This window comes from Kribbella sp. NPDC049174 (assembly GCF_043197365.1).
GTDB lineage: Bacteria > Actinomycetota > Actinomycetes > Propionibacteriales > Kribbellaceae > Kribbella.
Map to the genome: position 1 here is coordinate 157,096 of NZ_JBICSZ010000002.1, position 13,503 is coordinate 170,598.

General features: G+C 68.5%; 15 protein-coding genes. 8 read left to right on the forward strand and 7 right to left on the reverse strand.

Annotated elements, in window-relative coordinates; translation table 11 throughout:
* Positions 1-2: 2 nt before the first annotated feature.
* Positions 3-365, reverse strand: a complete 363-nt coding sequence (locus ACGFIF_RS11270; protein WP_393154052.1) for a DsrE family protein — start codon at positions 363-365, stop codon at positions 3-5.
* 158 nt (positions 366-523) lie between these two features.
* Here ACGFIF_RS11270 and ACGFIF_RS11275 point away from each other — a divergent pair, with 158 nt between their 5' ends.
* The gene (locus ACGFIF_RS11275; protein WP_393154054.1) at positions 524-1,018 is read left to right on the forward strand and encodes an FABP family protein; all 495 of its coding nucleotides are present in this window, start codon (positions 524-526) and stop codon (positions 1,016-1,018) included.
* Positions 1,019-1,021: 3 nt separating this feature from the next.
* Here the strand turns inward: ACGFIF_RS11275 and ACGFIF_RS11280 are convergent, their stop codons facing one another.
* Both ACGFIF_RS11280 and ACGFIF_RS11285 read right to left on the reverse strand, forming a co-directional pair.
* The gene (locus ACGFIF_RS11280) at positions 1,022-1,699 is read right to left on the reverse strand and encodes a response regulator (RefSeq protein WP_393154056.1); all 678 of its coding nucleotides are present in this window, start codon (positions 1,697-1,699) and stop codon (positions 1,022-1,024) included.
* On the reverse strand, positions 1,692-2,948 hold the full coding sequence (locus ACGFIF_RS11285; protein ID WP_393154058.1) for a sensor histidine kinase: 1,257 nt from the start codon (positions 2,946-2,948) through the stop codon (positions 1,692-1,694). The genes ACGFIF_RS11280 and ACGFIF_RS11285 overlap by 8 nt, the downstream gene beginning before the upstream one ends.
* 153 nt (positions 2,949-3,101) lie before the next feature.
* Here ACGFIF_RS11285 and ACGFIF_RS11290 point away from each other — a divergent pair, with 153 nt between their 5' ends.
* Entirely contained in the window at positions 3,102-4,481 is a 1,380-nt protein-coding gene (locus ACGFIF_RS11290) for a cation:dicarboxylate symporter family transporter (RefSeq protein WP_393154060.1), read from the forward strand.
* A gap of 64 nt (positions 4,482-4,545) precedes the next feature.
* On the opposite strand, the gene ACGFIF_RS11295 is transcribed toward ACGFIF_RS11290, so the two are convergent.
* A complete protein-coding gene (locus ACGFIF_RS11295; protein ID WP_393154062.1) occupies positions 4,546-5,367 on the reverse strand; it encodes an LLM class flavin-dependent oxidoreductase in 822 nt (273 codons plus the stop codon).
* Between the two features lie 111 nt (positions 5,368-5,478).
* Between ACGFIF_RS11295 and ACGFIF_RS11300 the strand changes: the two genes are divergently transcribed.
* The 5 genes from ACGFIF_RS11300 (at position 5,479) to ACGFIF_RS11320 (ending at position 9,105) form a co-directional block, all read left to right on the forward strand.
* Positions 5,479-6,474 carry a YgfZ/GcvT domain-containing protein gene (locus ACGFIF_RS11300; protein ID WP_393154064.1) on the forward strand — a complete coding sequence of 332 codons (996 nt, stop codon included), beginning with the start codon at positions 5,479-5,481 and terminating at the stop codon, positions 6,472-6,474.
* A gap of 58 nt (positions 6,475-6,532) precedes the next feature.
* Positions 6,533-7,489: an asparaginase gene (locus tag ACGFIF_RS11305; RefSeq protein WP_393154066.1), complete on the forward strand. Its 957-nt coding sequence runs from the start codon at positions 6,533-6,535 to the stop codon at positions 7,487-7,489.
* Positions 7,490-7,562: 73 nt separating this feature from the next.
* A complete protein-coding gene (locus ACGFIF_RS11310; protein WP_393154068.1) occupies positions 7,563-8,063 on the forward strand; it encodes a helix-turn-helix domain-containing protein in 501 nt (166 codons plus the stop codon).
* 54 nt (positions 8,064-8,117) lie between these two features.
* Positions 8,118-8,651 carry a hypothetical protein gene (locus tag ACGFIF_RS11315; protein WP_393154070.1) on the forward strand — a complete coding sequence of 178 codons (534 nt, stop codon included), beginning with the start codon at positions 8,118-8,120 and terminating at the stop codon, positions 8,649-8,651.
* Between the two features lie 100 nt (positions 8,652-8,751).
* Positions 8,752-9,105, forward strand: coding sequence for a DUF2516 family protein (locus ACGFIF_RS11320; protein ID WP_132208725.1), 354 nt, complete (start codon positions 8,752-8,754; stop codon positions 9,103-9,105).
* A 55-nt stretch (positions 9,106-9,160) separates the two neighbouring features.
* Here ACGFIF_RS11320 and ACGFIF_RS11325 read toward each other — a convergent pair whose 3' ends face one another.
* The gene (locus tag ACGFIF_RS11325) at positions 9,161-9,952 is read right to left on the reverse strand and encodes a L,D-transpeptidase family protein (protein WP_393154072.1); all 792 of its coding nucleotides are present in this window, start codon (positions 9,950-9,952) and stop codon (positions 9,161-9,163) included.
* A 133-nt stretch (positions 9,953-10,085) separates the two neighbouring features.
* Between ACGFIF_RS11325 and ACGFIF_RS11330 the strand changes: the two genes are divergently transcribed.
* Positions 10,086-10,589 carry an O-acetyl-ADP-ribose deacetylase gene (locus tag ACGFIF_RS11330; protein ID WP_393154074.1) on the forward strand — a complete coding sequence of 168 codons (504 nt, stop codon included), beginning with the start codon at positions 10,086-10,088 and terminating at the stop codon, positions 10,587-10,589.
* Between the two features lie 29 nt (positions 10,590-10,618).
* Here the strand turns inward: ACGFIF_RS11330 and ACGFIF_RS11335 are convergent, their stop codons facing one another.
* Together ACGFIF_RS11335 and typA are read right to left on the reverse strand one after the other, a co-directional pair.
* Positions 10,619-11,182: a L,D-transpeptidase gene (locus tag ACGFIF_RS11335; RefSeq protein WP_393154076.1), complete on the reverse strand. Its 564-nt coding sequence runs from the start codon at positions 11,180-11,182 to the stop codon at positions 10,619-10,621.
* 198 nt (positions 11,183-11,380) lie between these two features.
* A complete protein-coding gene (gene typA, locus ACGFIF_RS11340) occupies positions 11,381-13,243 on the reverse strand; it encodes a translational GTPase TypA (RefSeq protein ID WP_393154078.1) in 1,863 nt (620 codons plus the stop codon).
* Positions 13,244-13,503 lie beyond the last annotated feature (260 nt).

Genomic DNA, 13,503 nt, shown 5'->3' on the forward strand with positions numbered 1-13,503 from the left:
CGTCAGTACACGATGGCCTGGGCGTTGTCCGCCAGGATCTCCTCGGTGAACGCCGGCGCGCCCGCGACGCGGGCGCCTGGCAGGAGGTCCTCCGACGTGAGGTCGCGGCGCTTGGCGCACTGGGTGCAGACGGTCAGCTGACCACCTTCCACCACCGCCGTGACGAGGTCCGCCAGCGGCGCCGCATGCGGCAGCTCGAAAGCCTCCGCCCGACCGGGTACGGCGAACCAGACCGCCTCCCCGGTCAGCCACAGCGACACCGTGGCTCCGGCGGCGACGGCGGTCGCGGCCACTGTGAAGGCCTGGTTGGCGCGCTCGGGCTCTTCGGCGCCTGCGGTCAGCTTGATCACCAGCGTGCGGGACATCACGCCACGGTAGCCGAAGGACCGCGGTGACCATCCTCTAGACTGAGTGACGTGCTGCACGTCATCTTCACCAGTCTGCTGGTTCTGGTCTGTGTCTTCATGGGCTGGTTCTCGGCGTTCGTCGTCTACCGGCTGTACCGCGGCCGCAGCACGAACTGATGGCGTTCGAGATCCCGCAGGACCTCCACCCGGACCTGGTGCCGCTGGCCTGGTTGCTCGGTCGCTGGGAGGGCCGCGGTCACGGGGACTACCCGACGATCGAGAAGTTCGAGTTCGGCCAGCAGATCGACTTCAGCCACAACGGCAAGCCCTACCTGCACTACGTCAGCCAGACCTACGTGGTCGGCGAGGACGGTAAGAAGGAGCGCCCGCTCGCGGTCGAGACGGGGTTCTGGCGGCCCAAGCCGGACAACAAGCTCGAGGTGATCCTCGCGCACCCGACCGGCTTCGCCGAGATCTGGTACGGCGAGATCGACGGCGCCAAGATCGAGCTGCGGACCGACGTCGTCGCCCGCACCGAGACGGCCAAGGAGGTCAGCGCCGGCCACCGGCTCTACGGCCTGGTCAAGGGCGAGCTGATGTGGGCCTACGACATGGCCGCCGAGGGTCAGCCCCTGCAGCCGCACCTCTGGGCCACGCTCGTTCGCAGCTGAGTCTCAGCTCTCGGCCACCCAGGAGTACTCCACCTTCGGGCGCCCGCTGCGGCCGTCGTACCGCTGGGTGCGCAGCGCCTGGCCTTGGTCCGCGAGGTGTTCGAGGTAGCGTCGCGCCGTGATGCGTGAGGTGCCGAGCGACGCGGCGACCTCTTCGGCCGTCCAGCCCTCGCGGTTGCCGAGCAACTGGACGACGCGATCCAGCACCGATCCGGCCAGCCCCTTCGGCACCGACGAGACGGTTGCCGGGTGCAACAACCGGTCCACCTCGTCCTGATCCGCGACCACCTGACCCGATTCGGCCGCCTTCCGTTGCCGCGCGTACGCCATCAGCCGGTCCCTCAAAGTCTCGTAGGCAAAGGGTTTCAGCACGTACTGCACCACGCCGATCCGCGCCGCCGCCTGGACCGCGGCCACCTCGCGGGCCGACGTCACCGCGACCACGTCCGTTTGGTTGCCCAGGGCCCGCATACGCCGGACCACGTCCAGTCCGTGACCGTCCGGCAGGTTCATGTCCAGCAGCACCAGGTCCACCTCGCCCCGGGCCAGCACGTGCAGCGCGCGGGCCGCCGTACCGGCGACGCCGAGACAGCTGAAGCCGGGCAGCCGGTCGACGTAGGTGCGATGGGCCTCCGCGGCGACCGGGTCGTCCTCGACGACGAGGACCCGCAGGTCAGGCACTGGCGTCCACCGCCCGCGGCAGCCGGACCCGCACGGTCAGCGCCGGTACGTCGTCCAGCTCGGAATCGGGGTCGACCATCAGCGTGCCCTGCCAGCGCTCGACCGTACTGCGGACCAGCACCAGCCCGAGGCCGTGACCCGGTTCCGCCTTGGTGGTCCAGCCGCGATCGAACATGTGGGCCAGCTCGACCGCGCCGAGCTCGGCGCCGGTGTTCGTGACGGCCAGGTCGATCGCGTCCGGCGTCGTACTCGCGCGCAACTCGACCCGGCGTGGAGCGGATCCACCGCGCGCGGCCTCGATCGCGTTGTCGAGCAGGTTGCCGACGACCGTGACGACGTCCTGCGCCGGCAGCCGGGTGTTGAGTGACTCATGACCGAGCTCCAACGTGAGAACCACTCCGCGTTCCTGGGCCTGGGACAGCTTGGCCAGCAGCAGCGACGCGAGCACCGGGTCGCCGACCGTGCCGACCACGCGGTCCGTCATTGCCTGGGCGAACTGTAGCTCCGACACCGCGAACTCGCGGGCGCGTTCCGGCTTGCCGATCTCGATCAGGCTGACCACTGTGTGCAGCCGGTTCGAGGCCTCGTGGTTCTGCGCCTGCAGGGATTCGGCCAGGCTGCGGACCGCGTCGAGTTCACCCAGTAGTCGCTGCAGCTGGGTGTGGTCCCGGAGTGTGACGATCCGCCCGGACCGTGCCGGTTGCTGGTTCACGACCACCACACCCTCGGCGCCGAGGTGGAGTTCGTCGTACGCCGTCCGCCCGGCGGTCAGCAGCTCGGACAGCGTGGTGCCCAGGTGCAGTTCCTCGATCGGAGTGCCGGGAAGGACGGTCCGCAGGCCGAGCAGGTTCCGGGCCTCGTCGTTGACGAGTTGGACCCGGCCGTCGGCGTCGAGCAGGACCAAGCCCTCGCGGGCTGCGCGCAGGACGCCTTCGTAGAAGTCGAGCATCCGGGCCAGTGCCTGGGTGCCGATGCCGCGCGTGGCCCGTCGTACTCGCCAGGAAACAAGAGCGTTGCCGGCGATCGCGATGCCGAGCATCAGGCTCGCGACGCCGAGCATGGAGCGGACGTCGAGCCGGATCAGTTCCCACCAGCCGGGCGGGGCGACCCCCGCGGCCGCGGCGTCCCGGTCGGCCTGGGCGCGGGACTGGGCGATCATGGTGATCCAGACCGCTGCGATCAGCACCCCGGCCGTGATCGTCTGCAGCCAGAGGACCTGGCGGCGCAGCTCCCACGACCGCTGTTTCATGCCGACAGTGTGCACAGGATGAGCGGATTTGTGCATTCCAGCGGGGTCACTGGTCCGGTGTGGCGAACGATATGAACGAAATGCGCAGTTCCCCTGTGCGTCACGTCACAGTTACTCGGGTACAGCCCGCCCGGCCGATACAGGAGTCCCCACATGTCGAGCCCGACTGAGTCCCGACCGACACCGGTCCGCAACGATCGGACCCACTTCCTCTACATCGCCGTCATCGTCGCCGTACTGCTCGGCATCGGTGTCGGTTTCCTCTTCCCGAACTTCGCGGTCGAGCTGAAACCGCTCGGCACCGGGTTCGTGAACCTGATCAAGATGATGATCAGCCCGGTCATCTTCTGCACGCTGGTGCTCGGCATCGGCTCGGTTCGCCAGGCCGCCAGTGTCGGCAAGGTCGGCGGCCTCGCGCTCGTCTACTTCCTGGTGATGTCGACGGCCGCGCTCGCGATCGGCCTGCTGGTCGGCAACCTGGTCCAGCCCGGTTCCGGTCTGAACCTGACCGACACCCTGCGCGAGGCCGGCCAGAAGCAGGCCGCGGGGGCGCACGAGACGACGTCCGACTTCATCCTCGGCATCATCCCCAAGACGATCGTCTCCGCGCTGACCGAGGGTGAGGTTCTGCAGACCGTCCTGGTCGCCCTGCTGATCGGCTTCGCACTGCAGGCGATGGGCTCGGCCGGACAGCCGATCCTGACCGGTATCGGGCACCTGCAGCGGCTGGTGTTCAAGGTGCTGTCGATGATCATGTGGGCCGCACCGATCGGTGCGTTCGGTGCCATCGCGGCCGTGGTCGGCGCCACCGGCACGGACGCGCTGGTCAGCCTGGGCAAGATCATGCTGGCCTTCTACATCACCTGTCTGCTCTTCGTGGTCGTTGTCCTGGGCACCGTTCTGCGACTGGTCGCCGGGATCTCGGTCTTCCAGCTGCTGCGCTACCTGGGCCGTGAGTTCCTGCTGATCGTGTCCACCTCGTCCTCGGAGACCGCGCTGCCGCGGCTGATCGGGAAGATGGAGCACCTCGGCGTCGGCAAGCAGGTGGTCGGTATCACCGTCCCGACCGGCTACTCGTTCAACCTGGACGGCACCGCGATCTACCTGACCATGGCGTCGCTGTTCATCGCCGAGGCGATGGACCAGCCGTTCTCACTCGGGCAGCAGATCTCCCTGCTGGCGTTCATGATCATCGCCTCGAAGGGTGCGGCCGGTGTCACCGGTGCCGGTCTGGCCACCCTGGCCGGCGGGCTGCAGTCGCACCGGCCCGATCTGGTCGACGGCGTCGGCCTGATCGTCGGCATCGACCGGTTCATGTCCGAGGCCCGGGCGCTGACCAACTTCGCCGGCAACGCGGTCGCGACCGTCGTGGTCGGGCAGTGGGTCGGGGCGTTCGACAAGGACCAGGCCCGGCAGGTCTTCGCCGGTGAGGATCCGTTCGACGAGGCCGCCTTCGCTGCCGGTGACACCCACGCGGGCGACGTACCGCAGGTCACGGAGCGGCCCGTCGACAGCGGTACAGCCCACCACTAGACACCTCTCTCACCCCTCCGGCACTGCCCGTCAGCCCCTGGCAAGCTGACGGGCAGTGTCACGTCTAGCTCCCGGTCAGCTTCTCGACCACGGGAGCCAGGTCCTCGAGGTACGTCGAGTTGACCGTGATGTATGACGTACCGAACTCGTCCCGGCGCCGCAGCAACTCGTCGACCATCTGCTGAGGTGTGCCGCGCAGCATCATCAGCGAGTCGCTCGCCTCGAGTTCCTCCGGCGACACCCCGGCGGCCTGCCGGGTCCAGGGCGGGAGCTCACGCGTCCCGGCGGCGAACAGGTTCATCGCCAGTTCGATGTTGTCCGCCCGCGGTCCGGCCAGCTCACGCAGGTCCCGGACCAATCGCAGGACCTCGACCCGCGGTGTCATCGCGTCCTTGGCGATCGACACGATGTCGGCCCGGGCCGCCGCCAGGGCCAGCGCCCGCGGTCCGCCGGCGGCCAGCATGATCGGCGTACGACGGTCGCCGTCGAGCCGCTCCAGGAGGTCCAGCGTCTCCCGGACCTGGTCGCGACGCTCCTTGCCGGACCCGAACGGCAGTCCGAGCTCGGCCGCCTGCTGGTCGGTGCCCGGCCGTCCGGTGCCGATGCCGAAGTCGAACCGGCCGTCGGTCAGCACGGTCAGCGTGTGCGCGTCCCAGGCGGCCTGCCGGGGCGTCCGCAGCGGTGCCGCGGCCACGAAGGTGCCGACCCGGACGTCCGCGAGTGTCGCGGCCATCGCGAGGGACGCGAACGGCGACGGCAACTGCAGCCCGTCGGGCATCAGCACGCTCGAGTAGCCGAGGTCGGCCGCTCGCCGTACGGTCGTGGTCCACTGCTCCGCGGTCGCCGGGCTGCCCACCACGCCGAACCGGAATCGCCTGTCGCTCATCGCCTTGCTCCCTTCGAGTTTTTGGTACCTCCAGGCTGTCCGGGAGCCGGTGGTGTCCACATCCCACGGTGGGAGGCGATCGTCGTACGCCGCGCGACGTACTCTGGTGACATGTCACTGAAGCGCAGCCCCCTGCTGGACCGGCCCGGCGCAGTCGAGGCCGACGGAGTCGACGCCGGCGTCGCGGCCCACTACGGGTCCGATCTGCGGGAGCAGCGGGCCCTGACGGCCGGCAACGGGTTCGTCGACCTGTCGCACCGCGACGTGGTCACGATCAGCGGCCCGGACCGGCTCACCTGGCTGCACGCGCTCACGACGCAGTACTTCGAGGGCCTCAAGCCCGGGACGTCGACGACCGCGCTGCTGCTGTCGCCGACGGGTCACATCGAGCACGTGCTGTACGGCGTCGACGACGGCGAGACCTTCTGGCTGCACACCGAGCCCGGCGCGGCCGCGGCGATGATCGAGTGGCTGCAGAAGATGGTGTTCATGTCCCGCGTCGAGATCACCGACGTGACCGACGACTACGCGATCATCTGGCGCCCGGGCCAGGCGGCCGAAGGCGGTCCGCTGACGCGCAGTGGCGACGATTCGCTCGGTGGGCACGAAGTGTTCCTGCCGCGTGCGGAGCTGGCCGGGCTGGACGGGCCGGCCGCCGGGATCTGGGCGTACGAAGCGCTCCGGATCGAGGCGGGCGCGCCGCGGTTCGGCCTGGACACCGACGAGCGTGCGATCCCGAACGAGGTGGGCTGGCTCGGCGTCGGAGTCCACCTGAACAAGGGGTGCTACCGCGGTCAGGAGACGGTCGCCCGGGTGCACAACCTGGGTCGTCCGCCGCGGCGGCTGGTCCGGCTGCACCTGGACGGTTCGGTCGACCACCTGCCCGCCCACGGGTACGCCGTACGCGCGGGAGAGAAGCAGGTCGGGTTCATCGGGTCCGCGGCCCGGCATCACGAGTACGGGCCGATCGCGCTGGCGCTGGTGAAGCGGAACGTCGACACGGACGCCGTACTCGAGGTGGTGGCCGAGGATCAGCCGACGGTGACCGCGACGCAGGAGCTCCTGGTCGACCCCGAGGTCGGATTGCATGTCCGTTCCCGGCTGTGAGCGGGATCATTCGCATAACACCTTTTTGCACCTGACGTTTCACCCGTACAGTTCAGCCGTGACCGAACCTGTGATCCTGGCCGATGTCGTCCGCAGCGGTTTCGTTGAGGGCCATCACCGCGGCTCCGTCGTGGTAACGAATCCCGACGGCGCCGTCGAGTGGTCCGTCGGCGTGGTCGACCAGTCGATGTTCCCGCGCTCGTCGAACAAGCCGATGCAGGCTCTCGGCATGCTCCGCAACGGTCTTCCGCTCGACGGCAAGCTGCTGTCGCTCGCGGGCGCCTCCCACTCGGGCGAGCAGTTCCACCTGGACGGTGTCCGCGAGATTCTCGCGCTCGCGAACCTGGACGAGTCGGCGTTGCAGACGCCGCCGGCCTACCCGCTGGAGGATGCCGCCCGGGATGCCTGGGTACGCGCGGGGCATGGCCCCGAGCGGATCACGATGAACTGCTCGGGCAAGCATGCGGCGATGCTCCTGACCTGTGTGATCAACGGTTGGTCGATCGAGGACTACCGCTCGCCGGATCATCCGCTGCAGAAGGTGATCCGGACCGCGGTCGAGGACACCGCGGGCGAGAAGGTGTCGTACGTCGCCGTCGACGGCTGTGGCGCCCCGATCCTCGCCATCAGCCTGGCCGGCCTGGCCCGGTCCTTCGGCCTGTTCGCAGCGGCCGCACCGGGCACGCTCGAGGCGCGGGTGAAGGACGCGTTCCGCGCGTACCCGGAGTACGCCAGCGGGAGTACGCGCGACGAGGCCGCACTGATGCGGGCGATCCCCGGCCTGTTCTGCAAGGTGGGCGCCGAGAGCGTGTACGCCGTCGGCCTCGAGGACGGCCGTGGGATCGCGCTGAAGGTCGAGGACGGTACGCCGCGGGCCCGCGCCGTGGTGATGGCCGCCGTACTGCGGAAGCTCGGTCTCGAGCACGAGGTGATCGACCAGCAGTCCCGATTCCCCTTGTACGGCGGCGGCCTCGAGGTCGGCGCCGTCCAGCCACATCCTTCAACGTTCAGCTAGTCGCTACCCCGCGTGAGCGGGCTCACGGTCGGCCTGCTTGCAATTGCAAGCACCTTGCTAGCACACTGGACGCATGGCCAAGTTGAGTGATCGTGTTGCCGGATCGGTGGGCTCCGTCGGGGAGTACCTCGCCGAGCAGCGGCGGCATGCGCAGTTGTCGTTGCGGCAGCTGTCCGACCTGGCCGGTGTGTCGAACCCGTACCTCAGCCAGATCGAGCGCGGCCTGCGGAAACCGTCGGCCGATGTGCTGCAGCAGCTCGCGAAGGCGTTGCGGATCTCCGCGGAGACCCTGTACGTGCGGGCCGGCATTCTCGATCCGGACGACGGCTCCGACGAGACCCGGCGCGCGTCGGGTGTGGTCGACGCCGTACTGCTCGATCCCGCGCTGAACGAGCGGCAGAAGCGCGTGCTGCTGGACGTCTACGCGTCCTTCGTCCGGGAGAACACCCCCGAGTCCGACACCGCCCCCGATCATGAGGCCGCCGAGAAGCCGGGTCCTGCCAGACCGGCTGCCGCTGCTGCGAAGAAGTCGACGGCCAAGAAGACCCCTGCACCACAGCGCACGACCAAGTAGTTCACATCCTGCTGCTGAAAACACAGCCTGCTGAAAATCCCGAGGAGAAGCCTGATGGCTACCCGTACGCCCGTCACCCCGTTCTACGCCCTCGCCGGTGCCGGCGACCTGGCGGTGGAGAAGTTCCGCGCCGTCAGCGACGACGTCACCGCCCGGTTCGCCAAGCTGGACCAGAAGACCCTGCAGACCGAGCTGAGCAAGCGGCAGGCGGAGCTGGCCAAGCTGGTCGAGAAGCGTTTCGAGGCGATCGTCGCCGACGCGAAGACCGCTCCGGCCAAGCTGCGTGAGCTGCCGGCCACCGCGCAGGCCGGTTTCACCGTGGTGCTCGGCCAGGCCGAGGAGACCTACGAGGACCTGGCCGGCCGCGGCAAGGACCTGGTCGAGCGGATCCGCACCCAGAAGGCCACCGAGGACCTGGTCGCCCAGGCCAAGACCACGGTGAGCAAGGCCAAGGCCACCCGGACCACCGCGAAGAAGACCGCCGGCACCGCCACCCGCAACGTCAAGGCGACCGCGACCAGCGCCCGCAAGACCGCGAAGACCGCCTCCAAGGCCGCGTCGACCGCGGCCACCAAGGTCGGCGACTGAGAGTAACAACAGCCCACATCTGGGTGAATCTCAGGCCGGGCGGCCCACAATCTGCACTCAGCAGAGGTGGGCCGCCCGGTCTTTGGGTACGCTCGTACGCATGCTCCCACTCGCCACGTTCCCGAACCTCTTTCCCGGGTTCGCCGGTCCGCTCGAGATCATCTGGTGGGTGCTGCTCGGGATCAAGCTGGTCGCGCTGATCGATGCCGCGTTCCGGCCGCGGGCGGTGTTCGTCGCCGCGGACAAGCTGACCAAGCCCGGCTGGGTGCTGATCCTGGTCGTGTTCACGCTGAGTCAGATCTTCCAGGGCTGGCTGAGCTTCTTCGGCCTGATCGGCATCGTCGCCGCCGCGGTCTACCTGGTCGACGCCCGCCCGGCGCTGCGCGCCGCCGCCGGTCGTGGGCGGGGCGGCTGGGGCGCCATCCGCCGTCGCCGGGGCCCCCGCCCGCTGTAGTTCCCAGCGCATCCGTCGTACGCCGCGTAGCCGTCGTACGGACACCCGGACGCGGCTACGACCGGTAGACGATCACCTTGTCACCGACCTTGATCTGGTTGAACAGGGCCTGGATCTTGCCCAGGTCCCGCACGTTCACGCAGCCGTGCGAGGCGCCGTTGTACCCGCGGGCCGCGAAGTCCGACGAGTAGTGCACCGCCTGGCCGCCGCTGAAGAACATCGCGTACGGCATCGGCGAGTCGTACAGCTTCGACACGTGGTTGCGGCTCTTCCAGCCGACCGTGAAGCTGCCCTCGCGGGTGGCCGTCTTCTGCGCGCCGAACCGCACGTCCAGCTGCATCCTCACCACGCCGTCGACGACGTACCGCAGTTTGCGGCTGGACTTGTCGATGCAGAGGACGACACCGGTCGCGCAGCGCGCGTCCAGCTTCTTGCCGTTGACCACGGGAGCCGGCGGGTAGAGCTCGGTCTGGGTCGGCTCGCGGGTGACCGAGACCAGCTCGTCCCAGCTGTTCTGGTCGAGGTACCCGAGCTGCGGAATGCCCTTGGATTTCTGGAACTTCTTCACCGCGTTCCGGGTCATGGTGCCGAACTCGTTGTCCAGGTAGCGCTTCTCGAGCAGCTTGAGCTGGACCAGCCGGGCCTCGACCTTGCGCACGTTCGTCCCGGTGGAGCCGTTCTTCCACAGGGCCTTCGGGTAGATCGGCAGTTCGCCGCTGACCTCGAAGGGCACCGTCTTGAGATCGGTCGGGGCCGCGGAGGCGGTCGTTCCGAAACTGAGAAGTGCAGCAATGCCGGCGCCGACGACCAGTCCGCTCACCATCTTGCGAATAACCAGTCCGCGCATCGGACACCCCTCTGAGTAGACCCCGTCCTACGCTCGTAGGACGTCCTCACCGGTCTTTTGGTTGGCGCCCCAGCGTAGGTTGAGAACTGCACGATGTGCAGCTCTTGTGAGCAAGTCGTGACCGGAGGAGTCGATGGAGATCGTCCTGAGCACCGCCGACATCACCACTGTGCCGGTGGATGCGATCGTCAACGCGGCCCATCACGCGCTGCGGGGCGGCGGGGGCGTGGACGGTGCGATCCACCGGGCCGGCGGGCCGGAGATCCTGGCCGAGCTGATCGAGCGGTATCCCCACGGTGCCGCGACCGGCGAGGCCGCGTGGACGACGGCGGGTGCGCTGCCGGCGTCGTACGTGATCCATGTGGTCGGGCCGAACTACACCGCCGGTCAACGGGATCCGGCGTTGCTCGAGTCCTGCTACCGCAACGCGTTGCGGATCGCGGACGAGCTGGGCGTCACGACGCTCGCGCTGCCCGCGGTCTCGGCCGGGATCTACGGCTGGCCGGCCCGGTCCGCCGCGGACATCGCCGTACAAACACTTCGCCGTACGGCGACCGACGTCGGGACCGCCACCTTCTGCCTGGTCGAACCCAGGCTGTACAAGGCCTTCCAGAACGCGGCAGCGGCCGGAGAGTAAGGACTCTCCGGCCGCTGTGGAAGCGCGTCTCAGCCGTTGTAGACGACGACCTTGTCGCCGATCTTCACCCGGGCGAAGATCCAGGCGATCTTCTTCTTGTCCCGGATGTTCACGCAGCCGTGCGAGGCGCCGTTGTAGCCGCGGGCCTTGAAGTCCGACGAGTAGTGCACCGCCTGGCCGCCGCTGAAGAACATCGCGTACGGCATCGGCGACTTGTAGATCGACGACACGTGGTTCTTCGACTTGCGGTAGACCTTGAAGACACCGTTGCGGGTCGGCGTCTTACGGCCGCCGAACCGCGCGTCGGCGATCTGAATCGGCTTGCCGTTGACCAGGTACACCAGCTTGCGGGTGCGCTTGTTGATGCACAGCACCCGGCCCTTCGTCATACAGCGCTTGTCGATCCGCAGCTTCCCCGGGACGACCGCGGACGAACTCGCCGCCGCGGTCGCCTGCTGCGGCGCGACCACGACCTGGGGCGCAACCTTCGGTGCGACCGTGGCGGCCTCGGCCGTCGTGGTGGCGGTCAGTGCGCCCACTCCCACGAACGCGGCAGCCGTGACGGTGGCGCCGAGCTTACGCAGAATGCCCATGTTCCTTGTTTCCTTCCCCCAACTGAATCTTGCTTGCACATGACAGACGTCGTCACCGCACGTCTGGTTGGTAACGATCCGGAACTGCTTCCCCCGCCCACGGACCGATGAATGGTGTATCACACCGATGTACTTCAGTTCGCCCCAACTCGGGCGACCGTTTCCACTTCGTGCTGTCGCCTGCGGAGCAGGCGCCGGTCAGGCCTTGTTCTTGCGTCCCAGCTTCGAGCGCTCCACCTGGGTCAGGGCGACCTTTCGCATCCGGACGGCGTCGGGGGTGACCTCGACGCACTCGTCCTCGCGGCAGAACTCCAGCGACTGCTCGAGTGACAGCTTGCGGGCCGGGACCAGCTTCTCGAACTCGTCCGCGTTCGAGCGGACGTTCGTCATCTTCTTTTCCTTGGTGATGTTCACGTCCATGTCGTCACTGCGCGAGTTCTCGCCGACGATCATGCCCTCGTACACCTCGGTGGCCGGCTCGACGAACAGCGTGCCGCGCTCCTGCAGGTTGATCATCGCGTACGACGTGGCGGCGCCGGCCCGGTCGGCCACCAGCGAACCGCTCGGCCGGGTGCGCAGCTCGCCGAACCAGGGCTCGTAGCCCTCGAACACGTGGTGCGCGATACCGGTACCGCGGGTGTCGGTGAGGAACTCGGTGCGGAACCCGATCAGGCCGCGGGCCGGGACCAGGAACTCCATCCGGACCCAGCCGGTGCCGTGGTTCGTCATCTGCTCCATCCGGCCCTTGCGGACCGCGAGCAGCTGGGTGACGGTCCCGAGGTACTCCTCCGGGCAGTCGATGGTGAGCCGCTCGACCGGCTCGTGCCGCTTGCCGTCGATCTCGCGGGTGACCACCTGCGGCTTGCCGACGGTCAGCTCGTAGCCCTCGCGGCGCATCTGCTCGACCAGGATGGCCAGCGCCAGCTCACCACGGCCCTGCACCTCCCAGGCGTCCGGCCGCTCGGTCGGCAGCACCTTGATCGACACGTTGCCGACGAGTTCCTTGTCCAGCCGGTCCTTGACCAGCCGGGCGGTGACCTTGGTGCCCTTGGTGCGGCCGGCCAGCGGGGACGTGTTGGTACCGATCGTCATCGAGATGGCCGGCTCGTCCACGGTGATCAGCGGCAGCGGCTTCGGGTTCTCCGGGTCGGCCAGGGTGTCGCCGATCATGATCTCCGGGATCCCCGCGATCGCGCAGATGTCGCCGGGGCCGGCCGAGTCACCGGGCACCCGCTCGAGCGCCTCGGTGATCAGCAGCTCGGTGATCTTGACCCGCTCGACGCTGCCGTCGTGCTTGCACCACGCGACCTGGGCGCCCTTCTTCAGGGTGCCCTCGTGGACCCGGACCAGCGCGAGCCGGCCGAGGAACGGCGAGGCGTCCAGGTTGGTCACATGCGCCTGCAGCGGGGCGTCCTCGACGTACGTCGGGGCCGGCACGTTGGCCAGGATCGTCTCGAACAGCGGCTCGAGGTCGTCGGAGTCCGGCATCCCGCCGTCGGCGGGCTGGGTCAGCGACGCGCGGCCGGCCCGGGCGGAGGCGTAGACGACCGGGAAGTCGAGGGCGCTCTGGTCTGCGTCGTGGTCGAGCAGGTCGAGGAACAGCTCGTAGGTCTCGTCGACGACCTCGGCGATCCGGGCGTCCGGCCGGTCCACCTTGTTCACCACCAGGATCACCGGCATCTGCCGGGCCAGCGCCTTGCGCAGCACGAACCGGGTCTGCGGCAGCGGGCCCTCGGAGGCGTCCACCAGCAGCACGATCGCGTCCACCATCGACAGGCCGCGCTCGACCTCGCCGCCGAAGTCGGCGTGACCGGGGGTGTCGATGATGTTGAGCGTCATCTGCTCGCCGTTGGCCATCTTGTGCCGGACGGCGGTGTTCTTGGCCAGGATCGTGATGCCCTTCTCACGTTCCAGGTCGCCGGAGTCCATCGCCCGCTCGTCCACGTGCTGATGCGCGCCGAAGGCGCCGGACTGCCACAGCATCGCGTCGACCAGGGTGGTCTTCCCGTGGTCGACGTGGGCCACGATGGCCACGTTGCGCAGGTCGTTACGGACAGGCATGGGGAAGCGCTCCAAGCAATCAGAAGGGTTCAGGCGGTGGCTACGGCTTGTTCACGTGCCACTCGACACAGGGCGCAGCCCGTCCATCCTACCGGCGACAGCTCCCGGCCGACGAATCCGGACAAGCCCTTTGACATTGATTGACTGGACGTCCAGTCTATAGACGGGACGCCTGGGGAGGGGTCCGGTAACAAAGGGGGGGTCCACGCCCGGGAGTGCCGAGCATGATGTGGGGGGTTGCTCGGCCCTCCGGGGCAACG